This window comes from Streptomyces sp. CNZ301 (assembly GCF_004217425.1).
The window spans coordinates 939,485-965,994 of the sequence record NZ_SHLG01000002.1 but is presented as its reverse complement, the minus strand read 5'-3'; the positions used below and the strand labels follow the sequence as shown (position 1 = coordinate 965,994).

The window sequence follows — 26,510 nt, the reverse complement described above, 5'->3', positions numbered from 1 at the left end:
AGTCCCGGCGCCGGCGCTCACGATGCCTCCAGCGCGGTGGGGTACCGGTCGGCCCGGTAGCGGTACAGGACGGTCGCGTCGGCGCTGAACTGCGAGAACGGGAAGGCCTCGGCGGACAGGGCGGTGACGCCGCTCGGAAGGAACGCGCGGGCGACGGCGCTGCCGGTCTGTGCGTAGACCACGAGCGGGACGTCGTGCAGCCTGCAGTGTTCGAGGATCAGGTCGAACGTGCCGTTGCTGAGCGTCATGCCGGTGGCCACCACGGCATCGGCCCGCCCCAGGACTTCGGTCATGTCGTCCGAGACCGGCTCGCCCCACTGCGTGGTGCGAAGGTTCAGGTCGCAGGGCAGGCAGACGCCGCCCCGCTCCCGTATCGCTTCGATGAGTGGGTTCACCACGCCGATCAGGGCGACCCGGGCACCCGGTTCGACGTCGAGGAGCCGGGCGATGGCACTGTCGCGCGCCCGCGCCCTCAGCTCCGGGGTGCCGGTCGGCAGCGTGAGCGGCTCGGCGTCGGCGGCGTCCCGGTGCGGTCGCACGTTGGACAGGTAGGCATCCAGCGCGGCGATACGCACCGGGGTTGCCTCGCTGCGAAGCAGTCTCTCCAGTGGGAAACCGGAGGCGTTCTCGCAGAAATCGGGGCTCAGTTCACCCGCTTCGAAGGAGCAGGCGCCGAAGCTCTCACCGGCCCGCAGCAGGAGATAGTGGTTGTGGTAAGTGACCTCGCCGCCCGCCAGGCGCGTGGTGTGGTAGAGCCAGAATGCGCTGGTGACGGTCACATTCTTCGGATCGGGACCGTAAGCGCCCTCCAGCACTCCCTCGGTCAGTTCCGCGACGGTGTGCGGCTTCGGATTCGGCATTTCTCGGTTCTCTCGTCGAGTGGTGGGTGGATGCTCTGTCCTCCGAGCAGGAGCCGGCTGTTCCCGGCGTACGCCACGTGCTGTGCGCGTCGCGTCAACTGCCGTGCTGCGAAGCGGAGATGCCGGGCCACGAGGCCGTCGACCACGGATGCCTCAGTTCGTCGAGGGACGTGATCTCGTGGGGTGCGAGGGTGTCGATGTCCTTGGCCCTGCGGTGCTGAGCGAAGGCGCTGTCGACATAGCGGTGACCTGTGTCCGCCGCGATGAACACGTAGGTCCGCGAGCTGCTTCTGCGACGGTGTTTCCGTTCCCACAGGGTGGCCAGGTACGCCGCACCGGCTGACAGCCCGGCGAATATTCCGGTGCTTCGCAGCAGTTCGACGGAACCGGAGAGGGCGCATTCGAAGTTGACCCAGTGAATGCGGTCGTACACCTCGTGCCGGACGTTCCTGAACTCTATGGCGCTGCCTATGCCGGCGATGATCATGTCCGGGTCCGAGACGTTCTCCGACCCGAACGTCACGCTGCCGAAGGGCTGTATGCCCACCACGGACACATCCCGGCCGGCCTCTCTCAGGTACGTGGCGAGGGCGCCCGTCGATGCCCCGGAACCGACGCCGCCGACCAACGTGACCGCGCCCGGCGGGATTTCCCCGTCCATGACCTCGGCGACGTCGCGATAGCCGCAGTAGTGGATTGCGTCGTGATACTGGCGCATCCAGTGGTAGGACGGATTGTCCTCGAGGATCTCGGCGATCCGGCGTACCCGGAGCTCCTGGTCCAGTCTCAGGTTCTTCGACGGCTCGACCTGTTCCAGAGTGGCGCCGAGAATCTCCAGTTGCACCCGGAGCGTACGGTCCACGGTCGTGGAGCCCACGATGTGGCACTTGAGCCCGAAGCGGTGGCAGGCGAGCGCCAGCGCCTGCGCGTAAATGCCGCTGGAGCTGTCGATGAGCGTGTCGCCCTGCTTCACGGCCCCGGAGTCGAGCAGATGGCGAACCGCCCCCAGTGCCGAATAGATCTTCATCGTCTCGAAACGCAGGCAGATCAGATCCTGTTGCACACGGATCAGATCGGGCTGCTTCACCGCTTCCGCTATGTGTGGATGCATCCGCAGTCCCTGTCAGACCGCTGCGTTCCGGCGCAGCTCGAACAGGAATGCCGGCACATCCTGGAGGGCCCATGCCCTGGCCTCGGCCGGGTCGCCGGCGGAGAGTGCTGTCTTCGTGCGGCCTTGCTCCCGCATGGCTCCTCCTGTGGTTTTTCCTGGGAACGACGCGCCCGGCTGCGCCGCGGTGCAGTGGGACGCCTCCCTGGCGCGGCCAATTCCCGGCAGTGAGCGCACTGTTGGCGAGACCCGTACGGACCGGCCGTACGAGACGCCGTGGTGGCTCCCCCGGCCAGGCCCCCGCCCATCGATGCGGAAGGCCGCTGCGGCCGGACGACTGCCTGCGTCCAGCGCAGCATGAGGCTAGATGGAAATGATTGTCAAGACCGTTTGAACTCGACGGTCAGGCCTAACGGTCACAAGGCCGGGGATGCGTCCACCTCCTCCGGGGCCGCTCCGGTGCGGGGTGGGGGCCGGCTTGATTCCTCAAGGCAAAGGAGATAGAACGATTATCAGTTTCATCTACCTCTGTCGGTGCCGCCCCGTGCCGGTGCCTCGCTCGGAGTGCGTCCTCGAGCCGGGTGCCGCGCGCGGCTCCCCCGCGTCCAGCTGCCTCAACGGCGAGGGCGCTGCGCCGGGCACGCTGCCGGTGCGCCGCGGGTTCTGAGAGGTGACCGTCGTCCCACGTGGCATCCGCCGGTCAGTCAAGAAGCTTGAGAAGAGGAAGACGTGAAGCTCTCCCGTGATGTGACACCGCGACAGGGGGCGACGGGAGTGGGCACAGCCTTCGGCACGTTCGGCGAACTGCTGCAGGGTGCACTGCCGGAAGAGGACGGCGACTTCCTGGTCACCCTGCCCGTCGCCCGCTGGAGCATGGCCACTTTCCAGCAGGATCCGGGAGTCGACGGGATCACTGTGCGGCCCTCGCACAAGAAGAAGGCTCTCCAACTCGCCCGCATGATCGCCCAAGAGGTCCCGGACCCTGTAGCAGGGACACTGACCGTGAACAGCGTGATCCCGGAAGGCAAGGGGCTGGCCAGTTCCTCGGCTGACCTGGTCGCGACTGCCCGGGCCGTGGGCAACTCCCTCAACACGCCGATGCCGCCCTCCCGGATCGAGAGACTGCTCGCCCGGATCGAGCCGACCGACGGAGTCCTCTACCCGGCGATCGTCGCGTTCCACCATCGCGCGGTACGGCTCCGGGCCGTCCTGGGATCCCTTCCGGCGATGACCGTGGTGGGCATCGACGAGGGGGGTGCCGTGGACACGGTCGACTTCAACCGCATCCCCAAGTCCTTCTCCGCGGCGCAGGGTTGTGAATACGCCCGGCTGCTGGACAGGCTCGCCGACGCCGTGCCGAGACACGACCTGGAGGAGGTGGGCAGAGTGGCGACGCGAAGCGCTCTGATGAATCAGTCGCTCCGGTACAAGCGGTCGCTGGAGCCGATGCTGGAGATCTGCCGTGACGTCGGCGGTCTCGGCGTGGCCGTCGGGCACAGCGGCACGACTCTCGGAGTCCTTCTGGACGGCCGCGACCCCTCATGCACACACAGGGCCATGGCAGCCGCCCGGGCATGCGCCGAGTTGGCCGGCAACGTCGCCGTGTACCGGACGCTGAGCTTTCCCGGCGCACCCGCTCCGGTCGTCGACTCCCTTCTGCCTGCCTGAGCGCTCGTCTCATACGGGGAGTCCGCGGCAGGGGCCGCGGGCGGGACGCTGTGCGTGCGGGCCAGGTCATGTTCCGGACCTGACGTGCATCCGTTCGCCCTGCGGGCCGAAGCGACGGGGTCGGGCAAGCCTCGAAGTCGTCGAAAAATCACCCGGGCGTTGTCTTCGCCCGCGCCACCAACACATCGACGCGCGCCCGCCCGTGCCGTCCGCACATGCCTATCCGGCCGCGACCGGAGGGCCTCTGCGGGGACCGTACGTGCGGGCCGGAGCCGCAGAAGATCTACTGATCAGTCGCATTCAACGGGCCATCAGATCAAGCCACTTGACGGCGTCGGTCGGGGAGTTCCGGGGCTCTAATCGATTGTCCAGGCCCACACGATCAGCAGGATGCACATCATCGCCACCACGACGCCCGCGACGAACGCGAGGACGTGCTTCCACCACATCACGGTGCCCCCGAGTCGCTGAGCCAGCCTGGAACCGGCTCGTCCAGCCAGTTGAAGATCAACACCGACACCACGGCGAACGCTACTAGCGTCAGCAAGAGGCCAGCCAGGAAGGACCACTTGTGATTCTTCATCGCCCCTGAGCCTACCGAGTGGTCATCGTGCCGGTGCGGCCGTGGACGTCGAAGTCCTTTGCCTGCCGGGTCTGATTGAGCCGGGCGACCTCGGACTGCTCGACATCGACGACGCCCGCAGGGGCGACGAGGTCTCCTCGGTGCTCACTGGGAACACCCCAGTCGTACCGCTTGCGGACCTCCACCTGGTATGCGACTTGGTCGCCGGTCTTGTGGCCCACCACCCGGTATTCGAAGTGGTGCAGACCGTAGTACCAGTTCATGACCTTGTCGTTGCCCTTCGTGCCGGAATTCGAGGACTGCCAGCCGGTCGAAACCGGGCCGTCCGGCTGCTTCTTCAGGTCGGCGAGTGAGGTGCCGACATCCTTCTGGAAGGTGGGCAACTCATCGAGCATTCGTTTCGCATCGACCTCGTACGGGTCACCGCTGCCTTCGAGGTAGTGGTTGAGGAGATTTGATGCGTCGTCCCAGTCCTTGGCATCCATGTACTTCGCCACGGCGTACATCTGGGACTCGGTGAAGCGGTCGCCGAAGCCGGGGTCGCCGTCACGGCGACCCCGGTTCTCCGTGCGAAAGGTCTCCTCCGTGCCGAAGATCACCAGGAGCGCTTCCTTCATCTGTGTGTCCAGGGCCCCGGCGGTCTTGAGTACCTTTTTGATCTTCTTGCCGATCCGGTCGCACTCTGCATGCTTCGCCTTCTCCTGCTGCTCTTCCTCCTGGCTCAGCTTGCCCGGGGCCCGCATGACCTCCCAGCGGACAGTAACGTCAGGATCGACGGTCAACCCGTGGTCGAGCGCCTCTTGCAGCAGGTCTCGGGCTTCGTCCTGCGCCTTCTTCAGGTTTCCGTTGCCGAACCCGTCGCCGTCGCCCGTGGCCATCGCATCGAGGTACGTGTGAACGGCTTCGGCCTCCTTGGCCACGGCACGGACATCCATCTGTATGCCGCGGGACGCCTTCGTCGCTTCGTCCGCGTCCTCGCCCTGCCAGTGCGCTCCGCCGGCCATGGGTCTGGTGACGTACTTCTCGACGTCGCCCGCCGCCTCACGGAGCTTCGCAGCTACGGCCTTCCAATCAATCCGCCGCCTCTTGGAGCTTCACCAGGTTCAAGCCAAGCAGCGTGCCCAACTCCACGATTTTCCCCCGTCAATTCCACAGGTCATGCCAGGTTTCCGTCGGTCCCCCGAAGCGCGCGCAAGCCGTCTGTCAGGCGGAGAGAGGACCGCCGGAGTTCCAGCTGACCGGATGTAGGCCCGGTCAGGCTCCGGACCTGACGTGCATCCGTTCGCCCTGCGGGCCGAAGAGCGCCAGCATCTCCGTGGGGTGGTCGCCCTGGTTGGCGATGACGTGAGGAGTGCGGGTGTCGAACTCGACCACCTCGCCGGGGTTGAGGTCGAGCTGCCGCCGGCCGAGGACGAGGTGCAGCCGCCCGGAGAGGACATAGATCCACTCGTGACCTTCGTGGACCTTGGGCTCGTAGGGCCCCGGCGGGTCGTGCGGCGGCACGATCACCTTGAACGCCTGGAGGCCGCCCGGCCGCCGGGTCAGCGGGATGAACGTCCAGCCGTGCCGTTTGATCGGTCTGGCCCGGACCCGGGGGTCCCCCGTTTCCGGTGCGTCGACCAGCTCGTCGAGAGGCACCTGATGCGCCCTCGCCAGCGGCAGGAGCAGTTCCAGCGTGGGCTTGCGCTGCCCGGACTCCAGCCGTGACAGCGTGCTGACCGAGATGCCGGTGCTCTTCGCCAGCTCCGTCAGGGTCGCGCCCCGATCCACCCGCAACGCCCGCAGCCGCGGGCCGACGCCCTCAAGTACGTCATCGAAGTCTGCCATCCTCCCAGTTTGCCAGACCGGCAAGAATATTTGCCAATTCGGAAGAAGCCCCGCACGCTGCGGGCATGGACATCGAAGAGTCGTACGACGTGGTCGTGGTCGGAGGCGGAGCCGCCGGGCTGAGCGCCGCGCTGGTGCTGGGACGGTCCCGGCGCTCGGTGCTGGTGATCGACGCCGGAGAGCCCCGCAACGCCGGAGCCGGCCACATGCACAACTACCTCGGCAGAGAGGGCGCGACCCCGGCCGAGCTGCTGGCCGCCGGCCGTGAGGAGGTGGGGCGTTACGGCGTCGAGGTGCGCCCCGGCCGGGCCGTCTCCGCCGCCCGCACGGGTGACGGCTTCGCTCTGGGGTTCGAGGACGGCAGCTCGGTCTCCGCTCGCCGGCTGGTGCTGGCCACCGGCGTGGTCGACGAGCTGCCCCAGGTGCCGGGGCTGGAGGAGCGGTTCGGCCGGGACGTGCTGCACTGCCCGTACTGCCACGGCTGGGAAGTCGCCGACTCGCCGTTGGGGGTCGTGGCGAGCGGGGCGGACTGCGTCGAGCGGGCTCTGCTGTTCCGTCAGTGGAGCGAGGAAGTGGTGATCCTGCTCAACGGCCGTCCGGCCCCGCAGGGGGAGGACGCGGAGAGGCTCGCCGCCCGCGGTATCGGGTGGGTGCCGGGCAAGATCGCACGCGTGGTCGTCGAGGACGATGCCATCACCGGTGTCGAGCTGGCCGGTGGCGAGTTCGTGCCTCGGGCGGCGCTGGTGGTCACCACCGTGCCGACCCCGGACACCACGCTGCTCGATGCGGTCGGCGGCCCGGAGGCCCCCGGTGTGGAAGTCGTCGGCAACGCGGCCGCCCCGTACGGCGGGGTCATCTCCTCGGCGGCCGACGGCATGGTGGCCGGGACGCTTCTCAACCACGACCTCATCTCCGAGGAGACCGCGGCGGCCGTCGCGGAGTACCGGAACGCCCCGAAAGGCAGGGCAGCCTGATGAGCGGACACGGACACGAGCTCACCGACAAGGAAGCGGCGGCCATGTTCGAGCCGTCGGGCTGGGAGGAGCGGTACTCCGGCGAGGAGACGGTCTGGAGCGGGAATCCCAACCCGCAACTGGTCGCGGAGATCTCCGGACTGGCCCCGGGCAGCGCGCTCGACGTCGGCTGCGGAGAGGGCGGCGACGTGATCTGGCTGGCCCGGCAGGGCTGGAAGGTCACGGGCGCCGACTTCTCCGCCAACGGCCTGGCCCGTGCCGCCCGGCACGCCGAGCAGGCCGGGGTCTCCGACCGTACCGACTGGTGGCAGGTCGACGCCCGGGCCTTCGCGGCCGACGGCCGCTCCTACGACCTGGTCACCACCCACTTCCTGCACCCACCGGACGGAGGGATGGTCGAGGTCACCGGCCGGCTGTCCGAGGCCGTCGCCCCCGGCGGGCTGCTCCTGGTCGTGGGCCACGCGCCGTCCGAGGTGTTCACGCATCTCAGCGCAAGCCATCGCCGGGCGATGTTCCGTGCCGAGGAGCTGCTGGCCGGCCTGCCCGAGGGCTTCGACGTCCTCGTGGTCGAACAGCGGCCACGGACGGTGGTCCGGGACGGAGTGACGGTCGACGTCCACGACTCCACGCTACTCGCCCGACGCAGGGCGAACTAGCGCAGTCGGCCAGGTCTCTCCACGTCTGGAGGCTCATCTGCCCTTCGGTCGGGGCCCGTTGGGGCGTCCGTCGTCCAACTCGACGTCCGGGACGGGAGAGCGCCGGCACGGCCACTGGACCACGGCTGTCGGCCAGAGGCACGTGGAGTGCGGGCGGGCGCACTACGGGCCGAGGGCGGCCAGGCACCGGGCCGTCCACGCTGTGTGGCGGCGGCGGAGCTCCTCGGCGGTGAGGTCGGCGCGGCCGAGCCCGGCGTAGTTGGGGACCCAGGTCTCCACTGTGCGGTGGGAGCGGGCGAGGCTGTGGAGGTCCCACAGCGCCACGTCCGGCAGCGGCATCCCCGACGCGTCACGGTAGGCGTCGCAGAAGGCGTCGGCGGTGGTGGTGTCGGGACCGTGCAGCAGCGCGAGATCGAGCCTGCACCAGCCGATGTCGTAGCCGCGCGGCGCCAGGCTCGCACCGGACCAGTCGACCACGCCGAGGAGCACACCGTCCCGCCAGACGACGTTTCCGGACCAGTAGTCGAAGTGGCAGAGCACGCGCGGCTGTGCGGCCAGCCGGCTGGCGTGCCCCTCCAGCGCCGCCGCGGCCGGGCCGGTGACGCTGCGGGAGGCGCTGATGCCCTCCCGGAACCCGGCGACGTGTGCGAGGGGTACGGCGTGCAGCCGCGCGAGCGCCCGGCCGAGGGCGGCAGCAGCGCCGTCCGGATCGGAGGGGGTGATGTCGGCCCGCCCGGGGAGATGGGTGATCAGAATGCTGGGCACACCGCACCGTTCGCCCCGCGGATCGGCTCCGAGCAGGCGGGGAGCGAAGCCGTCCAGGCCGTCGAGGGCCGTCAGCACCTTCTCCTCGCGGGCGGCGGAGTCGTCGCCGGGCGGAAAGCGCCGCAGCACGGCCCGACGTGGGGGATCGGCCGCCTGCAGCAGGTGAGTCGAGGCGTGGCTTCCGCCGTCCAGCCGGCGTGCGGCGATCGCGTCGGGACCGGCGGCGGAACCGAGGAGCCCGGCGGCCCAGGCGAGTGTTGCGGGCGTCGGATCCGCAGACGGCTGTGGGCCGTCGCACGGGGGGTCGGGCGCGGACGTGGTCATGGGGCGACCCCAGCACGCGGCAGTGGGGGACGGCCAGTGATTTCCCCGCGGTCCGTGGCCGCACGGCCCGCGGGTCCCGGCCGTGCGGCAGAGGCTCATCGGGTGAACTCCCGTGTCCGGGCGGGGGCAACGGGACGCGGCGGCCGCCGCGGTGTAGCGGCGGGCGCTCGCATCTCCGCCTCCCCGGACCGAGTCCGGAGGTAGCGGTACGATCTCCCGACAGGTACCTTGTTCTGCATGGTACTTGGCGGTGGCGGGCGTTCCGGAGTGAGTCAACTCCGGCGCGGGATCCTCCAGTTCTGCGTCCTGGCTCTGCTCCGCGACGGCGAGAGGTACGCCTTCGAACTCGTGCGGGAACTGTGCGATGCCCACGGCCTCGACACCAGCGAAGGCACCATCTACCCGCTGCTGTCACGGCTTCGGAAGGAGGAGTGGGTGACCACCGTCTGGAAGGAGTCCGAAACGGGGCCTCCGCGCCGCTACTACACGCTGACGGCGGCCGGACGAAGGGCGCTGCAGGACTTCGCGGGGGAGTGGGGCTCCTTCAAATCGACCGTCGACAGTCTTCTCGACAGTGAGGGGAAGCACCGGTGACATCCAGGGGAGATCAGCTTGTCGAGGAGTACCTGCGTCGTTTCGACAACGCCTCCGTGTTCCTCCCGGACCAGCGCCGGGCCGAGCTCAGACAGGAGATCGTCGAGCACATAGAAGCGGGCACCGAAGAGGCACAGGCCGTGCACGCCGACGCGGTACGGGCCGTTCTGGACCGGCTGGGTCCGCCGGCGGACATCGTGGCGTCGGAGACCGACTCGGGGTCCTTTCCGGAAGTCGACCCGGTCACGGTCAAGGAGTCCCCGTCCGCCGGCGGGGTTGCTTATGAGGGCGGCAAGGGGCCGTCCCCGCACGAGAGTTCCGCACCGGCCCCGTCCGCCCGTCCACGGAGATTCCCGCTGCCGCTGATCGGTGCGGTGGCGACGGCAGTCGTCGTCGGCGTGCTGGCGTTCGCTGCGTTCGGCGTGTCCAGCGAGAGCGACGAGCCGCAACAGACGACGCGTCCGACACCCACACCGTCGCAGAGCACTTCGCCCAACAGCGAAGGGCCTGACGGAAGTCCGGGGGCCGGCCCCGAGACCTCGCTTCCGCCCTCGCACAACTCCACCTCGCCCGGGGGTACTCCGACTGAAACACGCTCGTCCCGCTAGGAGTTGGCGGGGCAGGGCGGCTCCGTCCGGCTGCGTCGCCCATCCCGGTGGCCGTCCGGGGGGAGCGCGCCGGTGCACGGCTGCTGGCGACGGTCGTCATCGGCGTTTGCTCCCCGGCCCCCGCTCCACGGCTGTGAGGCGGCTGCTCCACGGAGGCGGCGCCGGCCAAAGAGCCGTGGTGCCACACCGACCTTGCCGCCGAGCGCCCCGCCGACCGCTTGGGCGAGATCGGCGACGTAGCTGTCGTCCGCCAGGGCCTTGATCCGGTCCGGTGCTCCGGCTCCGGCCGCGTAGAGGTCGCGTATGGTCACCCCGAGACTCACCAGGGAGTCCTCGGTGAATCCGGGCAGCCGCAACTGCACCGCGCGAGGGTTGTCGAAGCGGGGGTCGGTGGTGAAGTCGGTTGCGAGGCGCTGGGCTAGCGGGGGAAGACGTTGAACACCCTGCTGGCCGTCGTAGAAGGCCGGGGTTCCGGTGATCACCAGATACAGGCCGGGGAATCGGCCCGAATGCACTTCGTCGATGAGTTGGCGCAGCGCGTTGAGCGCCTTGTCGCGGGCGTCCGACCGCACACGCTGCAGAGTCTCCACCTCGTCCAGGACGACGAACAGCCCCCTGTGCCCGGAGTCGCGCAGCACGGTCAGCAGGCCCTGCAGAAAGCCCAGAGCCCCGAAATGGTCGAGATTTCCGCGCACCCCGGCGGAGCGACGCGCTGCCGCGGCCACGTGAGGCTGGCCGCCCAGCCAGGCCAGTACTGCCGCTGCTGTCGCTTCGTCTTCCTCGACCAAGGCGGACCGATAGCCGCGCAACGCCGTCGCGAAGGACGGGGCATGCCGTGACACTTCGGCGAGCCGCCCGGTCAGCAGTTTCTCCACCTCACCGGCCAGGTCGTCCTCGCTCGCACCGGCCGCGAGGGCATCTTCTTCCAGGGCGTAGAACCAGGCGTCGACGATCGGGCGCAGCGCACTCGGAGGGAAGCTCGATGTGGAGAGTCGTTCAGTGAGACGCCTGTACACGGTCTCCAGCTTGTGCAGCGGCGTCTCGTTCTCCGAGATCTGGATCTCGGACACCGCGAAGCCGAGGCGTTTGGCCCGCTCACCCAGCCACCGTGTGAAGAACGTCTTACCCGACCCGTATTCACCCCGTACGGCCTTGAACACCGATCCGCCGGAGGCGACGCCGTCGAGCTCGGCATGCAGCGCCGATTCGAAGTGGTCCAGTCCGGTGGCGAGCAGGTCGAGCCCGCTCTCGGGCACTGCACCGCGCCGCAAAGCGTCGACAACCGTGCGCCTGCGGGTAGTTGAAGCTGACGAGGCTGGTGGCGGCTTGGCTGAGCTCACGGCTGAGATTGTCTCACCCGGCACGTCCGGATGCCTGGGCCCGATGCTCCGCGACGCCAAGTCGCGCTCGGCAAAGCGTTGTTGTGAAACACTCACGCTGTGTTGCTGACCTATGTCGATGAGTCATATGACAAGGACCGATACTGGATGGTCGCCCTGGTGGTGGCCGAGAGACATCTGCGGCCACTGCACAGCGCTCTCGACTCCGTCGTGAGGAAGGCTGCGGACAACTATCCAGTCGCTCCGGAGGCGGAGTTGCACGGCCATGCCCTGGTGCAGGCTCGGGACGACTGGCAGCGGATGGGAAACAAGGGCCGCAACATGGTCCGCGCCCGGATAGGCATCTACGGCGACGCGATGAAGGCGATCGGCTCTCATGATGTGCAAGTAATCGTCCGCGGGCTTGACTTGCCGGCCTACCGGTCACGTCAGAACGACCCTGGCCCGCACACGTCTCCCCACCAGCTTGTGCTGCGGCATCTGCTGGAGCAGATCTGTGATCACGTGGATGCGCGGGCCGAGCTGGCCCTGGTGATCGCGGACGAGATCGACGGGGCGGACGATCACCGGCGCCACTTTCGCGATTACCAGATGACGGGCACAGGCGGGAGCATCAGCAGCACCTTGCCGTGTCTCGTCGACACCATCCACTTCGCGCCCTCGAAGGCGAGCCGGCTGCTTCAGGCCGCAGACCTGATCGCATACCTGCACAGGCGGCTGCTCAGCGGCCAGGACGGTGACAGCCGGGCCCGCAGGGCCAACGAGACGCTGTGGTCCTTCGTGAAGCCGCGCGTGGTCCATCAGCGCTGCTGGGCTCCGGAGCAGTAGGAGGGCGAAGGAGCCTGAACAGCACAAAGGCCCCGCATCCGCGGGGCCTGAGGCGAACCGGGCGTCACTTTCAGAAGACGTCCCTGTACGTGAGGCTACCACGGGCGGGCCCCACCGCGACCGCCTTGTGCCAGGACTCAGCCCAGGCTGAACTGCTCCCTCAGCAGCCCCGGGTGCAGCCGCAGGGTACGCCCGTCCGGCAACGTTTCCAGGGCCTGCACACCCTCGAAGTTGAGCAGCTGACGCAGCACGGCGGCGAAGCCGTCTGCCCTGGTGAGCGGGTAGTCGACCCGCTGCGCCACCGCGGTCACGGGCAGTGTGCCGCCCGCGTCGAGCAGTGCGAGCAGCGCCTTCTCGACCTTGTCCATCGGGGGTTTGCGGGCCAGCAGACCCACCTGGCCCTGGAGAGCGGCAGAGGCGAGAAGGGCGTTCACCAAGGCCTCGGACGAAGCAGGCGATGGAGCTTTGTCGACCGGGACTTCTTGCTCTTCCTTAGCCGGCACAAGAGCAACATCGAACAAGGAGTCGTGCGTCTCGGCCAGCTCGCTCTGCGCCTTCGACGGCTTGGGGCGGACCGGTTTCCTCGCCGCGGGACCGGCGTCCGGATCCGTTGCGGGAATGGGCAGCGGAGCTTCCTCGCCGAGCAACCACCAGGGCGGCCGCTGGGCACCCAGCTCTCGCCACTCCCTCGGCGGCGTCGCACCGAAGGGGAGGAACGCAAGTACGGGGATGGCCACCTCGGCGAGGGACGCCCCGCCGTGGTAGCCCGCTTTGAGGGCCGTGTACCGCGAGGAGGCATCCCAGAGCGCGACGATCGATCCCCCGGGCTCGGGCCAGACCACACGCGGACCTGAGAGCGCGACCTCGGAGGCCGCCAGCGACCCGCCGGGCTTGCGGTGCCGTGCGGACTCCGGAGCGTCGGCGTCGACCTTCGTGCCGTGCCGGTCCACGACGTGTCCGTGGTCGCTGGTGACGATCACGGCCATGCCCTGCACCGCGGCCGCTCGCAGCAGCTCGACCAGGCCAGGGATGTGATCCGGCCGCCATGCGCCGTCGCCGAGCTTCTGTTCCTTGGCGAGCCTGTCGTCCACGGCGTTCAGCACGACGGCCACATGCGTGCGCCCGTCGGCGAGCGCCTCGCTGAGTTCGGGGCCGAAGGTCTCACCGGCGCTCTCGGGGTGCAGATCGTCCTTGTGGAAGACGGCGGCCGGTGCCCCGCCCCACAACTTCTGGAGGGGGAAGAGCCGCTTCTCTTCCGCCTGCGCCCCCTTGGCGCGTGCGCGGTTGTCGGCGTTGAGGTGGCCCGCGTACTGGCTGTCGAAGCGCTGCTCGTCGGCGAGGGCCTTGTCGATGACGACGAGACGGCAGAAGTCCGCGTAGCGCTGGGCGGAGAGATGGGTGGGCAGCCAGGCGACGGTGCGGGAGCGTTCCCCCTGCTGCCGCTCGCGGAGCCGCTGTATGCGGTTGGCGTCGTCACGGGGCACGTATTCGCCCTCGTCGTGGGGAGGTCGACCACGATCCGCCACAACCCCTCCTCCTGCGGCATCAGATCGTGGTCGGGCAGGTCGTCCTCGTCGGCGACGTTCCCGAAAACCACCTCTGCGCTGCGGTTCGTGCCCCGCCAGGCGAAGTCCACCCGGCTCGTCAACTGACCCTGCTCGACTCCCAGTTCCTGCGCGAGGAGCCGCTTGGCGAGAGCCTGGCGGTTGCCCGGGTTGTCGTTGACCTTGGCGTTGGCAATCACGGAGTCGACGTCCACACCGGTGAGTTCGAGACGGACGCCCGGGTTGGCATCGGTGCCGGTCTTCTTGATCTCCGGGAAGTGGCCGGCCCATTCGCTGATCTTGTTGTGCAGCGCGCCGTACTCGCGGCCGGGTATCGGAGAGACGACCGAGCCGTGGTTGAGGGCGGAGAGCCGCCGGATGGTCAGGTCGGCCAGGGCGGGCACGCTGGGTGCGAGCGCGGAGAGCAGCAGGGTGCCGATGATCCTGTTGTCCCCGTTGAACAGCTTGACTCGTCCGCGCAGTTCCTCGTCGGCGATGCTCTCCGGGCCGCGGTTCGCGTACTGCTCGACGTCCTCCTCCGAGACGTTGTACGTGGTGAGGAGGTGGGGGCGCAGCTTGGTGCGGTAGAGCTTGTCGGCCGCCTCGAAGACGACCTTGAGACTGTCGGTGAAGGGCTTGTCGCCCCCGGCGGTGATCAGCGGATACAGGTCGCCGACGGGTATCAGGTCGCCCACCCGCAGTTCGTTGCGGTGGTCGGCGAGGAGCTGCCCCATGAGCTTCATGCCGGTGCGGTTGCGCTGGAGTGCGGAGGAGACGTGGACGAGGGTGTCCATGAAGGCGGGCGAGAAGGGGTAGGTGAGCCGGAAGCTCTCCTCGTCGGCTCCGACCCCGTCTGCCCCTCGGTCGGAACCGAGGAGGGTGTCCCACACCTCCTGCCGGACCTTGCGGGTCCTGGCGAACCGGTCGTCTATGACGGCCTTCGCCTCGGCGTTCTTCGGCTGGAGGAGCCGTGCGTGCGCCACCTGCGGAAGGTTCCGGTCTTCTAACGTGATCTTGTGGAACCTGCCTGACGTCAGATTGAGGGTGTCCTGGATAGAGGACTCCGCCGCACCGGAGACCTCCTCGCCGACGAGCTCACGCAGGTCCCGCTGACGGGCGATGAACGAGACCACGGGTATGGCGCGGCGCGCGTCGCCGCCCTCCACGAAGTTCGTGATCTTGCTGGCCTCGTGGGCGACGAACTTCTGGTCGTGGATGAGCGTGGCCAGCCACAGGATCAGCTCGTCCATGAACAGGATCAGCCCGTCGTAGCCGAGTGACTTGGCGTGCTCGGCTATCACGGACAGCCCCGCGTCCAGGGATATGAATCCGTGCTCGTCCTCGGCGACGTTCCTCGCGAAGCCGGGCAGCAGGTTCGTGCTCGCGTCGTGGACGAGGCGGGCCCGGAGCTCGGTGGGCGTGGAGGGGCTGACGAGGTTGAGGGACCCCCCGGATTCGTGCTCTTCCTCCGCGGCGAGGGCCGCGTCCAGAAGCGCCGGCTCCCAGGCGAAGGACTCGCCCCACTCGTCACCCTCGTCGTCGTCCCCTGCGTCGGAGGAGGTGAGTCCGCTGATGACGGCCGCGTCACCCATGCTGGCGCGCATTGCCCGGATGCCTTCGAAGAGCGCATCCGTCCGGTACACCTGCGGCGTCGGCGCCTGCGGGTGCAGCTTCTTGACGTGGCTCACGTAGCCGCCGAGTATCCGCTGTTCCAGCGCCTTCGCCCCGAGCATGTGGTACGGCACGAGCAGGAACTTCTTCCCGTCCGTGCCGAGCCACTCGTGCTTGGTCAGCACGGGGTCGAAGTCGCGGCGGCTCCGGGCCGCCGGGCTGCCGCTGAGCAGCGCGTGCAGGACCGCCATGAAGTGCGACTTACCAGAACCGAACGACCCGTGCAGATAGGCCGCCTTGGAGGTCTGCCCGTCCAGCGCGGACTTGATGAGGCCGAGCGCCTCGTCGAAGTTGTCCAGCAACCGCTCCGTGACGACGTAGTCCCGCAGCGCATGCTCGGCCCCCCTCGGGGGTCGTCGCCTCGGAGAGCCGGAGGACGAAGTCCGAGGTCGATATCGACTCCTTGATGTCGATGACATCGCGGAGCAGGGGCGCCTTCTGAGCCTGGGCCATTACGGGTCTCGCTCTCCTTCTGGCGGCGGGGTGCGCGCCGTCGCTGTGGGGGGACGGACGTGGGTCTCGCAGGGGGTACGGGACTTCTGAGTACCACTTCTGAGTACCCCTCAGAACATTGTCGGGCACCCAGGCGGATCTCCGCGTGGGTCTGACCAACCGATCGTGCAGGGTGCGGAGTTAAGCGCTGCACACGCATTGGCCCTCGGCACGTGGCTCTCTCGTGTCACGGGTTGCGGAAACAGACTTGTCAGTGAGCCTGCGTCCGCCGACGTGACGGCGCAGCCGGACCGCTCGCCATCGTCAAGTGCCCCAACCCGGGTGTGCATTCCCCAGCCAACCTGCCCCCGATACAGTCACGTGGTGAAAGGAATCGCCCGCTGCCACTGGCGGGCGCACAATCAGAAACGGCCCACCGGAGGGCCGGGAACGGGGGCTGGGATGACGGAATTCCATATCGATCCGGGCGAAATGGCCAAGTTCGCCAAGTCCTTCGAGCAGCGGGCCCAGGAGCTCGGGGAAGCGCTCGCCAAGTTCAAGCCGAAGACGGACGCGGAGGCCATCCACGACGGCTTCGGCATGCTGACCGAGTCCGAAGAGGTCACCTCGGCGTACATCGAGCTGTCCGGGGACATGGAGCAGACGGTCAAGGGGCTGCAGAGGCACCTCGACAAGATCGCTGACGGCATCAAGCAGAACGCGAAGAACACAGAGGCTGCCGACGAGGCGCTCTCCGGCATGTTCAAGGAGAAGTGAACCGTCATGGGGGAAGAGTCAGCAGCCGAGAAGGTCTACGAAGCCGGACTTGAACTGGTCAACCCGGGCGGTGACCCGGGCAAACTCCGTGAGGCTGCCACCGCCTGGAAAGCGATGGGCACCGCCCTCGACAAGATGGTCACCGACCTCGACCGGGACTGGCGACGGGTGAAAGGGGCCGGCGCCTGGACCGGGCCTTCCGCCGACGCCTTCGACAAACACTGGCAAGATCTCAAGAAGGCCGTCGAGGACACAACTCCGCAGTGCGACAACGCGGCGAAACACCTCAACGACGCAGCCGACAGCATCGAGGACATCAACGAACAGATCCACCAGATCTATCTGGAGATCGGGGTCTCGGTCGGCGTTTCGGTGGCTCTGTCGTTCGTGACCGTCGGCTTCTCCGCGGCCGCTGGCGCTGCACGGGCTGCGCAACTTGCGGCGCGGGCCACGCAGTTGGCCGGAAGACTGGGGCAGATCCTGACGCGGATCGCGCAGTCGTTCCGCACAGTCGCCCAGGCGATGCGGGGGCAGCGGTTCATCAAGACCGTGCTGGTGAACTGGGCGGGGAACACGGGCGGTTCGATGATCACGAGCGTCGCAACCGGACAGAAGGTGAACGTGGGTGAAGCGGTGTGGACGGGCGGCGTGGGTGCGCTGGTCGGCACGGGGCCTGGCAACCTCGCTGGAAAGGCCGCGAGCCACCTCAACTGGGGAAACATCGCACAAGGTGCCACCGCCGGCGCGACCGGCAACGTGGTCGGTGGCGCCGCCGCCGACGGCATGAAGGTGGCGACCGGAGAAGAGTTCAGTGGCAGAAACTTTTTCGTCAGCGCGGTAGCCAATGGGGTCGGGGGCGCGGCAGGAGGCGGGCTCACTGCCGGTGCGTACAAGGGGATCGACGGCCCGGATGCCCCCGTCACTACGCCTGCCGACGCCACGACCCCAGAGAACGCCGGCGGTGACGCGAACACTCGGGACAGCAGTGACACAACGCCTGATTCAGGCAGTGGCGGGCAGCAGAACGGCCCAGCCGACCCCGACTATGTCCCGCCGAGCGAGCGAGGGCCACACTTCTCGATCGACGGTGTGATCGGCGGCGTCACCGCCGGCGGCGCCGGAGCGGCTGGTGAGCCCTTCAAGGAGGACGGCGAACCGTCGGCCCAGGACAAGGTCAGGAAGGACTTCGGATAATGCAGCGTGCCCTGCGTCGCCACGGACCGTGGCTGTGTGTCCTCGCCGTAGGCGGGTTGCTCGTCCAGGGGATGGTGAAGTACGCGGCTGCCGCGCCCCGTTGGGACATGGTCGCCTGGGTCGCGGTCCTGGCCCTCGCGGCGCTAGTGGTCTGGCGCGTGCGCAGGGCCTCCGGCCCGGTCGTGCGCGAGGTGCGTTCCTCACGGTGGCACTACGGGCGGCCCATGATGGTCTTCGCCGGTGTCTGGGCGGCCGCCGCAGTTGGCCTTTCCCTCGGAGCGGGAGTCTCGGAGCTCACGCCCAAGGTCCAGCGCGTCCTCGACGCCGACCCGGTGATCCGCTCGTCCCAGGTCATCGAAGTGACGAAGGTCTCCGGCGACGACAGCGGCCGCGGCCCGGAAGAGCGCTCGTACACCATCCATCACCGGGTCGCTTTCGACTCCGGCACGGAGGTGGTGGAAAGCACCGTCGCTTCCTTCCAGGAGATCTCGCCCGGCAGCACGGTCTGGGTGCTTTACGACCCAGGGAAGCCCGACATCGGAGGCCACACCGAGGAGAGCCAGGAGCAGCTCGAAGCCTTGCAGGGCGGGTCCGCCGACACGTTCTGGATGGGCGTCACAGCTGGCGGCCTCGGCCTCGCCGGAATGTTCGCCGCGATGGCCCTGTTCAGCAGCAAGAAGTCGGTACGGGACGGCAGCCGACGGGGATCGCTCCGGTGCGCTCCCGCCGCTGCGGGCCGTACGGGCGTGGCCCGTCACCGGCCGCCGGAGCGTACGAACAACCCCGACCGTTCCGAACGTCCCGAGAAGTCCGGCCCGTTCGTGGAGCTCACGCTGCAAGGCGGAGCGGTCGTCCGGCTGTTCGTCGAGAGGAGCATCGAAGCGGGCGCGCTGGCGCAGCAGATGGGGGATGCTACCGGCACCCTCTACTGGGACGGCGCCCCACCGGTCCGCGGCGCCGACTCGACCTGGGCACTGTTCGTCCTCGACTCGGGCGAGGAGATCCCCGGAGCCGTACAGCGGTCCGACACGTTCGCATGGCAGACAGCCGGCACGCAGGTCGACCGGGCGGACACCCGGCCGCTGGAACGCCGTCCCGTCATCCACCCGGTCACCTGGCAGCCGGGGGTCCAAGTCGCAGCCGTCCCCTTCATCGCTGCCGCCGTGGGTGCGCTGCTGGCATACGCTTACCTCGGTTCGTGGATCGCGCTCGTGGTGGCCTGGGTGATGCTGCCCTTGGCCGCCTTCGCCGTGCATATCGCTCGCGGCATGCACCTGGACGAGGCGGTGCCCGAGGAGCCCTCGGTCGACATGAACAAGGCCCGAGGATGAGTGACGACCGGAGTCCGGACCGTGCGACGTCGCGGTTTCTGTATTTCCTGAGTACTCAGAATGACCACTGGCGGCAGAGTATGTGGAGGGCCGTGTATGTCCCAGTGGACGGCATGCGAATGCGTGCATCTTCCGGTGCCCCGTTCGATGATGAACGAGCGCGGCAGGTTGCATATTCCTGGGGATTCGAGGTCCTCGACAAAAGGAAGATCTCGGGTCGCTACCACTGGGACGTCCGTCGTACGGACGCTCCCCCTGCGGACATCATTGGCGGCCCCCGGCGAGACCTGGTGCGAGCGAACCCGAAGGCGCAGGCAGAAGCCAAACAGGTTCTGCAGGAGACGGGCGTCGACGTTCTCGACCCTGACGAGTGTTACCGGCTCGAAGAGGAGGCGAGCAAGTGGCAGGCGCTGGCTGTCGGTGGAGCGTGGAACACATCGTGGCTTGCAGCGATTGGCTTGTTTCTCGCCTACTGGGGCGTTTTTTTCATCGCCACACTTCCTGCGTCCATTCCACTGCTCGTCCTTGCGGCCGCTTCTCTCTACGGAGCAGTCCGCAGTTTTATCCGGAGGACGCGCAACAAGAGGGTATTCACAGAGAAGCACCTTCCGAATGTCGAAGCCATCCGTCGGGTGGTGCGCGTAGCCGAAGACGACCTGCTCGCAGGCTGGCGGCCGGCTGGGCTTACGAAATAGGGACGCAGCTCGTGCCGTCCAGTTCGGATCCATCGGGCACGGTTCTCGGCTAACCGCTTCGCGGTTGTCCCGGTGAGCCGTTGAGGTCGAGGCCGGTGCGGCTGCGCGCGTTGGCTTCGGCTACGCGGGCGCTCAACAGCTCAGCGGGGCTGAGGGGTTGAATGCTGTTGGGGTCGGCGTCCCATTCGCATCCGCCGCTGAGTGGGCGGAGCTGGAGGTAGGGCCCTTCGTGGCCCATGACGATGCCCACGCGGTCGCGGGCGGTGTCCCCGGACGGCGGTGCCGACGACGGGGCCGGGCGGCGAGCCGCCCGCACCCGGTCGAGGGTCGTCGGTCACCGGCCGGCTCCCTTGACGATCACGGCGGCCAGTGCGATGGCGACGGGGGCGGAGCAGACGCCGAGGTGGACGAGGGCGTAACGGGCCGCCCTCTTGGCGTCCGCGCCCGTCTCGGTTCCGTTTTCGTCTTCGAGGACGTCCATCCAGGGCGTGCGTACGTCCATCGCCGGGAGTTGGATGCCCGCGCGGGTGAGCGCGTCGGCTAGGGCGTCGCGCGCCTCGACGGTCTCCTGGACCGTCACGCCTACCACGTGCACTCAGGGCAGTTGACTGTGCTCCAATTCCGCCCATCGTCGGCCGACAGTGTTCTCCGGCCGAAGGCGGCCACTGTGTCGACGAGTCTTTGGCCTCCGCTGGGTGGCGAACGGGGGGACGTCGTATTCGCACGTACCCCTCGCACCGCGTGCGCTCGACTCCGAGGGGCCGGCTGCGATCGAGCAACGTCCGGGCTGTTGCAGTACGGCTCTTGCCCTGCTCGACGCAGGGGCACTTTGGCTCCCGACGCGAAGTCGTCGTCAGGAGCGGTCTCGCAGCCATCGTCCCGCCGGGCGACCAGCGCCCGGCGGGACAGCGTCAGCGGGATGTCAGGCGGACCGGACCAAGGAAACCGGACGTGCCGGACGGGTCACCGGGAACAGGGCCCGGCCCGTGCCCGTCAGCTGACGGGTTCCGCGACCCGTTCATCGGTACCGGGGCTGCGTCTGCACGTTGAGTTCGTCCATGCGCACCCCCTTGGCTCCGTCCGTCCGGGGGTCGTCGATGCGCAGCACGTCGAAGCCCTTCTCGATGTCGTTCGAGTAGATGTGGCCGTTGTAGTAGTACGCGGACCACGATCCGCCGATCTGGAGTGCGTCCGTGGAGAGTGGGCCGCGCTCGAAGTAGCCGATCTCCTTGGGCTGCCGGGAGTTGGTGAAGTCCCAGATGGAGATGCCGCCCTGGTACCACGCCTGGACCATGATGTCGCGGCCCGGGACCGGGATGAGCGAACCGTTGTGGGCGACGCAGTTCTCCGTGTCCGCCTGGTGCCGCGGGATCTTGAAGTAACTGCGGAACGAGAGCCGGCTCTTGTCGCCCGAGCCGGTGATTTCGTAGATGCCGTCCGCGCCGCGCTTCGGGCCGATCTCCTCGTTGCACGTGGCCGCGCCGCCGCCACCGAGCTCGTCGGTGAAGACGACCTTGTTGCCGCGCTGGTTGAACGTCGCGGAGTGCCAGAAGGCGAAGTTGACGTTGTCCTGCACCTGGTCGATGACCCGTGGTTCAACCGGGTCCGAGATGTCCATCAGGATGCCGTCACCCATGCAGGCACCCGCGGCCAGCTTCAGCTTCGGGTACGCGGTGATGTCGTGGCAGCCCGTCGTCTTGGACACGCCCGGGTTGTCCGGTGCTCCCGGGTTCCCGCCGTCCGGGAAGAGCACCGGGAAGTTCACGACCGCGGCTCTTTCGGGCGCCGCGCGCGGCACCTTGATGACCGAGATCCCGTCGTGCGGCGGCTGGCAGTCCGGGAAGGCGTCACTCGGCGAGTACGACGACACGTAGAGGTAGACGTTGCGCTTCTCCGGCACGAGCGTGTGCGTGTGAGAGCCGCAGGCGGTCTCGACGGCGGAGACGTACTTCGGGTTCTCCTTGTCGCTGATGTCGAAGACCTTCATGCCCTCCCACGAGGATTTCTCGCTCGCGGGTTGTGTGGTGCTGTTGCAGGAGTCGTCGCTGCGTGAGGAGTCGGTGGACAGGAAGAGAAGGTTGCCGGAGACGGAGATGTCGTTCTGCGAGCCGGGGCAGAGCACCTGGCTCACCGTCTTCGGGTGTGACGGATCGCTGACGTCGAAGATCCGGAAGCCGTCGTAGTTGCCGGCGAAGGCGTACTTGCCCTGGAAGGCGAGGTCCGAATTGAAGCCCTTCAGTGCGTCCTTGGGAACGTTGGCCAGTTTCGTCACGTTCGCGCTGTGGGCCTCTTCGTCCACACCGGGGATGTCGCCACTCTTGATGGCTGCCCTGGCCTCGGCCTCCTCGCTCTTGCTGACCCGGGTATCGGCTGGTGAGCCGCCGGGGCCGGGTATCGCAGCCGCGGGTCCGGCCGCCAGGAACGATCCGATGAGCCCGACCACGGCTGCCGCGACACCGAGGCGTCTGCGCCGCTTGCGGGGGTTGTGCAATGGCGTCACGGTCCTTCTCCCTTGTTCAGTTCGGCGTGAATGGTTGGATCGCGCCAAGTATGACCGCATGATTAGCGCATCAGGAAGATGCAACGACGTTGTAATCGGAAGTCCCGATTCCGCGGCCGCCTGGTGTCGGCGTGACGGGAGAGGTTCGCGTCGGTTCCGGTCCCCGAGGAGGTCTCGTGCTCCACCGCAGCCCAACTCCGCGCTCCGCCGCTCTCGTTGCCGCGACCAGAGCCGTGATCGCCGCCACGGCGATACTCGCCCTCGCAGGGTGCACCTCCGACACGTCGGCCCGGTCGGACTCCGGCAAACCTTCAGTGGTGGCACCGGGCAAGCCCGGGGAGCCGGCCAAGAAGCTGTCGGCCGAGGAGGCCCGGAAGTCCGTGGGGGACGACAGCCCCAACTCGGCGGACGTCGCTTACGTACAGCGCATGATCAAGCATCATGGGCAGGCTCTGGTGATGACCGCGCTGGTGCCGGAGCAGGCCAGCTCCGACAAGGTGAAGCGGATAGCCGCCCGCATCGCTGCAGCGCAGGGGCCCGAAATCAAAGCCATGCGCGCCTGGTTGAAGAAGGAGGCCGGTGACCGGAAGTCCGGATCGCACGGCGACCACGGGACGCACGGCGACCACGGCGGCTCAAACGACCAGGGGTCGGAGAAGGGGACCGAGAAGGAATCCGATCACGGAACCGATCACGGGTCCATGCCCGGCATGGCGTCCGAGAAGCAGCTCGACGCGCTGCGTGATGCCGAGGGCAAGGACTTCGACCGGCTGTTTCTGAAACTGATGATCACCCATCACCAAGGAGCGGTCACCATGGCCACGGAGGTGTCCATGGAGGGCCGCAACACCCTCGTCGGAGAGATGGCGAACGACGTGATCGCGCAGCAGACGAGCGAGATTCACCGTATGCGGGGGATGTTGTGACGTGGGGCAGGTTGTGACGGCAGCCCGAACGTCGTGATGCGTCGAAGGCCGTAGCGCGCCGTGAGCATGCGGCGCGCACGCGGCGCGTCAGCCCACGGCGCGTGAGCAGTCGGGCCGAGTACGCACCGCCCCCTCCCCGGAGCCGTGAACCGCAACAGCCGGACGTGGAAGGGGACATAGAGGTGACGTGGAAGAGGACGTGGAAGAAGGGGAGCCGGTTCTCGCGTTCGCCGGGCGCGGTGGCCAGTGCGTTCGCGGCTCTGTTCGGCGTCGCCCGTGCACCGGTACGCTGCGGCCGCAATTGCGGTCTGTCGCGGAGGCGTGCGGATGGGGGAGCCGGCATTTGGAATCCTGGGGCCACTTACGGTGCGGGCCGGCGGCGCCCCGCTCGCCGTCGGCGGACCGAAGCCGAGGGCGGTGCTCGCCACCCTGCTGCTGCAGCCGAACGGTTTCGTTTCGGTCGACCTGCTGACGGAGGTGCTGTGGCCCGGAGGCGCGCCTCCGTCCGCTGTCGCCAATGTACGCACCTACGTGCGGACGCTGCGACGGGCCCTCTCCACAGCGGGGACAGCCACGGAGCTGCGAACGGAGTCCGCCGGCTACGCCCTCCTGCTCGCTCCCGGCGAGGTCGACGCGCTGCTCTTCGAGGAACGGCTGGAGGATGCCCGTGCGGAGCGCGACCGCGGCGATGACGCCGCGGCGCTGCGCGGCTACGAGTCGGCGCTCGGCCTCTGGCGCGGCAGCGTGCTCCAGGACCTGCCGTCCAGCGTGGTGTGGGATCCGGCGGTCACCCGGCTCGAAGGACTGAGATCCGTCGCGGCCGACGAGTGCCTGGAGGTGCGGCTGCGGACGGGCGATCACGCGTCCCTGGTGGCCGACTTACGGTCCCGGCTGGCCGAGGATCCGCTGCGGGAGGACCTGTGGCGCATGGTCGTACAGGCCCTGCGCGACTCGGGCCGCATCACTGAGGCCCGCTCCGCATACGCCGAGGCGGAGCGGATCATCGCCGCCGAGCTGGGCATCGAACCGAGCGGACCCCTGCGCGCGATCGGGGAGGAGATCAACGGCTGGGCAGGCCGTCGGCGCACCACGGTCCCCGAACCGGTGTGCCAACTGCCGATGGACGTCCCCGACTTCACCGGCCGCGCCGAGGAGATCGCAGCGCTGGAAGGGCTGTTGTCGTCGGCGGGCAGGCAGCCGGTCGTCGCGATCGTGTCGGGCCCGCCGGGCTCCGGGAAGTCCACGCTGGCCGTCCATGTGGCGCACCGGATGCGTGGCGCCTTTCCGGACGGTCAGCTCTTCGTCGACCTGGGCGGGACGAGCGATCAGCCGCGCGAACCGGCCGACGTGCTGGCGGAGATGCTGCGCGGCCTCGGTGTCATCGACAGCACCATCCCCGGTGAACCGGGCGAGCGGGCCGCGCTGTTCCGCTCGCGCCTGGCCCAGCGGCGCGTCCTCATCGTCCTCGACGACGCCGCCGGCGCCCCGCAGGTCCGACCGCTGCTTCCGGGCACCGGGGGCTCGGCGGTGCTGGTCGGCTCGCGCCGCCGGATGCCGGGGCTGCCGGCGTACAGCGCACCCCTCGGCGTCATGAAACGCGACGAGGCCCGTGCGCTCCTCGGCGCGATCGCCGGAGCGGACCGGTTGCGCGGCGAGGGAGCGGACGTGGACCGGGTGATCGACGGGTGCGGCTCACTGCCGCTTGCCGTGCGGATCGCGGGTGCCCGGCTGGCGAACCGTCCCGGTTGGACCGTTGCCACACTCGCCGACTTCCTGCACGACGAGCGGGGCCGGCTGGACCAGCTCCGGACCGGCGAGATGGAGGTGCGGGCGAGCGCCGAGCTGAGCTACCGGCATCTGCCCGACGCGGCGGCGAGGGTCTTCCGTGCCTTCGGTCAGCTCGGAGACATCGCGGTGGCCGGCTGGACCGTCGCGGTGGCCATGGACGAAACCGACAGTGCCGCCGGGGCGTTGGAGACGCTGCTCGACGAGCATCTGGTCGAGGCCGCGGGCACCGACCGTCTCGGGGTGCAGCGTTACGGCATGCACGACCTGCTGCGCTGCTATGCACGGGAGTTGGCCGGCAGAGACGGCCGGGAGGTGCGGGTGCGGCAGCAGGCGCGGGTGATCGACGCCCTGATCGGGATCGCCCGCTGTGCGAACTCTGCGATGCCCACCCGCTTCCTGGGTGTGCTCGGCGAGCCGGCACCCCTGACGGCCCCCGCGTCCTCACTGGCGGACACGGTGCGTGCCCGGCCGGTGGAGTGGTTCGAGAGCGAACGCCGCATCCTCGTCGCCGCGGTGGATTCCGCGATACGTCTCGGCCGGGTCTCGCGTGCCGCCGACCTGGCCGTCGAGCTGGCGAGCTTCTTCGACATGCGCGGCTACTACGGGGACTGGCTGAGGACGCATCGGCTCACGCTCGACGCGATGGACGATCCGAGCTGTGTCCGGGCCGCGGCGCTGCTGCGCAACCTCGGCCAGCTCCACCTCTACCAGGACCGGTACGGCGAGGCCCGCGCGTGCTTCGAGCGGTCCCGCGCGCTCTTCGCCGGTCTCGGGCATCTGCCGGGCGAGGCGGTCGCTGCTGCGGGAGCCGGGTCCGTGCACCGGGTCGTGGGCGATCTGGACGCCGCCCTCGAGGCGTTCACCGATGCACTGCACGCCTTCGGAAAGGCAGGCGACCGGCACGGTGAAGCGGTCGCTCACAATGCGATCGCCTCGGTGTGGCTGGAGCGGAAGGACCCGGGAGCCGCCGCCGGTTGGCTCTCCGGTGCGCTTGAGCTCTCCCGTGAGGTCGGCGACCGGCACCGGGAGGCCCAGGTGCGCCGGCGGATCGCCGAACTGCACGAGCTGCGTGGCGAACCGAGGGCGGCGCGGGCCGAACTGGAGCGCGCACTCGGCATCTTCGACGAGCTGTCCGATGCCCACTGCGCGGCCTACGTACAGCAGAGCATCGGGGAACTGTGCCTGCGGCAGGGCAACGCGAGGGAGGCGTCGGCGATGCTGACCGACGCGCTCGCCGTGCAGCAGCAGCTCGGTGACCGCCGGGCGGAGGCGCGGGTGGCGTGCCTGCTGGGCGAGTTGCATCACGCCAACGGACGGAAGCAGACCGCCCGGAGCTACTTCCACCGTTCCCTCTCGACGTGGCGCCGTCTGGAGGCCCGCGACCAGGCCGCCCTCGTGGACGCGAAGCTGCGGTCGCTGCGCTGACGCGGGGCGGGGTGCACCGGGCGGGCGGACGCGGGTACGGACGTTCGTGCCGTACCCGGACCGCCGTACCCGGACCGCCGTACCCGGACCGC

22 protein-coding genes and 1 pseudogene are annotated in these 26,510 nt (G+C 68.7%); 12 read left to right on the top strand and 11 right to left on the bottom strand.

Translation table 11 applies throughout. The features are described from left to right. Positions 1-17: 17 nt before the first annotated feature. From EV375_RS28365 to EV375_RS30025, 3 genes are all read right to left on the bottom strand, one after another. Positions 18-860: a Rossmann-like domain-containing protein gene (locus EV375_RS28365; RefSeq protein WP_130302756.1), complete on the bottom strand. Its 843-nt coding sequence runs from the start codon at positions 858-860 to the stop codon at positions 18-20. Positions 861-954: 94 nt separating this feature from the next. Beyond that, positions 955-1,971 (bottom strand): pyridoxal-phosphate dependent enzyme, encoded by a 1,017-nt coding sequence (locus EV375_RS28360; RefSeq protein ID WP_130302755.1) that lies wholly within the window; start codon positions 1,969-1,971, stop codon positions 955-957. 12 nt (positions 1,972-1,983) lie between these two features. Further along, positions 1,984-2,106 carry a hypothetical protein gene (locus EV375_RS30025; protein WP_486588850.1) on the bottom strand — a complete coding sequence of 41 codons (123 nt, stop codon included), beginning with the start codon at positions 2,104-2,106 and terminating at the stop codon, positions 1,984-1,986. Positions 2,107-2,697: 591 nt separating this feature from the next. Between EV375_RS30025 and EV375_RS28355 the strand changes: the two genes are divergently transcribed. Further along, positions 2,698-3,636, top strand: coding sequence for a GHMP family kinase ATP-binding protein (locus tag EV375_RS28355; protein WP_130302754.1), 939 nt, complete (start codon positions 2,698-2,700; stop codon positions 3,634-3,636). 448 nt (positions 3,637-4,084) lie between these two features. Here EV375_RS28355 and EV375_RS30020 read toward each other — a convergent pair whose 3' ends face one another. The 3 genes from EV375_RS30020 to EV375_RS28345 form a co-directional block, all read right to left on the bottom strand. Further along, entirely contained in the window at positions 4,085-4,219 is a 135-nt protein-coding gene (locus tag EV375_RS30020; protein ID WP_486588849.1) for a hypothetical protein, read from the bottom strand. Between the two features lie 11 nt (positions 4,220-4,230). Beyond that, on the bottom strand, positions 4,231-5,223 hold the full coding sequence (locus EV375_RS28350) for a hypothetical protein (protein ID WP_130302753.1): 993 nt from the start codon (positions 5,221-5,223) through the stop codon (positions 4,231-4,233). 250 nt (positions 5,224-5,473) lie between these two features. Then, positions 5,474-6,046, bottom strand: coding sequence for a cupin domain-containing protein (locus tag EV375_RS28345; RefSeq protein ID WP_130302752.1), 573 nt, complete (start codon positions 6,044-6,046; stop codon positions 5,474-5,476). Positions 6,047-6,111: 65 nt separating this feature from the next. On the opposite strand from EV375_RS28345, the gene EV375_RS28340 reads away from it, so the two are divergent. After that, the gene (locus EV375_RS28340; protein ID WP_207228495.1) at positions 6,112-7,020 is read left to right on the top strand and encodes an FAD-dependent oxidoreductase; all 909 of its coding nucleotides are present in this window, start codon (positions 6,112-6,114) and stop codon (positions 7,018-7,020) included. Then, positions 7,020-7,676 carry a class I SAM-dependent methyltransferase gene (locus EV375_RS28335; protein WP_130302751.1) on the top strand — a complete coding sequence of 219 codons (657 nt, stop codon included), beginning with the start codon at positions 7,020-7,022 and terminating at the stop codon, positions 7,674-7,676. The genes EV375_RS28340 and EV375_RS28335 overlap by 1 nt, the downstream gene beginning before the upstream one ends. 162 nt (positions 7,677-7,838) lie before the next feature. On the opposite strand, the gene EV375_RS28330 is transcribed toward EV375_RS28335, so the two are convergent. Next, positions 7,839-8,765, bottom strand: a complete 927-nt coding sequence (locus tag EV375_RS28330) for a phosphotransferase (RefSeq protein WP_130302750.1) — start codon at positions 8,763-8,765, stop codon at positions 7,839-7,841. A 237-nt stretch (positions 8,766-9,002) separates the two neighbouring features. Here EV375_RS28330 and EV375_RS28325 point away from each other — a divergent pair, with 237 nt between their 5' ends. Both EV375_RS28325 and EV375_RS28320 read left to right on the top strand, forming a co-directional pair. After that, the gene (locus tag EV375_RS28325) at positions 9,003-9,359 is read left to right on the top strand and encodes a PadR family transcriptional regulator (RefSeq protein ID WP_130302749.1); all 357 of its coding nucleotides are present in this window, start codon (positions 9,003-9,005) and stop codon (positions 9,357-9,359) included. Then, positions 9,356-9,967: an HAAS signaling domain-containing protein gene (locus EV375_RS28320; protein ID WP_130302748.1), complete on the top strand. Its 612-nt coding sequence runs from the start codon at positions 9,356-9,358 to the stop codon at positions 9,965-9,967. The genes EV375_RS28325 and EV375_RS28320 overlap by 4 nt, the downstream gene beginning before the upstream one ends. On the opposite strand, the gene brxD is transcribed toward EV375_RS28320, so the two are convergent. Then, positions 9,964-11,307 carry a BREX system ATP-binding protein BrxD gene (brxD, locus tag EV375_RS28315; protein ID WP_130302747.1) on the bottom strand — a complete coding sequence of 448 codons (1,344 nt, stop codon included), beginning with the start codon at positions 11,305-11,307 and terminating at the stop codon, positions 9,964-9,966. The two genes, EV375_RS28320 and brxD, sit on opposite strands and share 4 nt — an antisense overlap. Positions 11,308-11,406: 99 nt before the next feature. Between brxD and EV375_RS28310 the strand changes: the two genes are divergently transcribed. After that, positions 11,407-12,135 (top strand): DUF3800 domain-containing protein, encoded by a 729-nt coding sequence (locus EV375_RS28310; protein ID WP_130302746.1) that lies wholly within the window; start codon positions 11,407-11,409, stop codon positions 12,133-12,135. Positions 12,136-12,272: 137 nt separating this feature from the next. Here the strand turns inward: EV375_RS28310 and pglZ are convergent. After that, positions 12,273-15,803: pseudogene (gene pglZ, locus EV375_RS30015) on the bottom strand (BREX-2 system phosphatase PglZ). 441 nt (positions 15,804-16,244) lie between these two features. Here pglZ and EV375_RS28300 point away from each other — a divergent pair. From EV375_RS28300 to EV375_RS28285, 4 genes are read left to right on the top strand one after another with little or no spacing between them, the layout of a single operon-like run. Further along, entirely contained in the window at positions 16,245-16,559 is a 315-nt protein-coding gene (locus EV375_RS28300) for a type VII secretion target (protein ID WP_130302745.1), read from the top strand. 6 nt (positions 16,560-16,565) lie between these two features. Continuing rightward, complete coding sequence (locus EV375_RS28295) at positions 16,566-17,753, top strand: WXG100 family type VII secretion target (RefSeq protein ID WP_130302744.1); 1,188 nt, start codon at positions 16,566-16,568, stop codon at positions 17,751-17,753. Then, entirely contained in the window at positions 17,753-19,084 is a 1,332-nt protein-coding gene (locus EV375_RS28290; protein WP_130302743.1) for a hypothetical protein, read from the top strand. Before EV375_RS28295 ends, EV375_RS28290 begins: the two co-directional genes overlap by 1 nt. Then, positions 19,081-19,779, top strand: coding sequence for a hypothetical protein (locus tag EV375_RS28285; RefSeq protein WP_130302742.1), 699 nt, complete (start codon positions 19,081-19,083; stop codon positions 19,777-19,779). Before EV375_RS28290 ends, EV375_RS28285 begins: the two co-directional genes overlap by 4 nt. A gap of 334 nt (positions 19,780-20,113) precedes the next feature. Here the strand turns inward: EV375_RS28285 and EV375_RS28275 are convergent, their stop codons facing one another. Further along, positions 20,114-20,359: a hypothetical protein gene (locus EV375_RS28275; protein WP_486588848.1), complete on the bottom strand. Its 246-nt coding sequence runs from the start codon at positions 20,357-20,359 to the stop codon at positions 20,114-20,116. 438 nt (positions 20,360-20,797) lie between these two features. After that, positions 20,798-22,279 (bottom strand): LVIVD repeat-containing protein, encoded by a 1,482-nt coding sequence (locus tag EV375_RS28270; protein WP_130302740.1) that lies wholly within the window; start codon positions 22,277-22,279, stop codon positions 20,798-20,800. A gap of 176 nt (positions 22,280-22,455) precedes the next feature. On the opposite strand from EV375_RS28270, the gene EV375_RS28265 reads away from it, so the two are divergent. Continuing rightward, complete coding sequence (locus EV375_RS28265; protein WP_130302739.1) at positions 22,456-23,205, top strand: DUF305 domain-containing protein; 750 nt, start codon at positions 22,456-22,458, stop codon at positions 23,203-23,205. 327 nt (positions 23,206-23,532) lie between these two features. Next, positions 23,533-26,418 (top strand): BTAD domain-containing putative transcriptional regulator, encoded by a 2,886-nt coding sequence (locus tag EV375_RS28260; protein WP_130302738.1) that lies wholly within the window; start codon positions 23,533-23,535, stop codon positions 26,416-26,418. Positions 26,419-26,510: the final 92 nt, after the last annotated feature.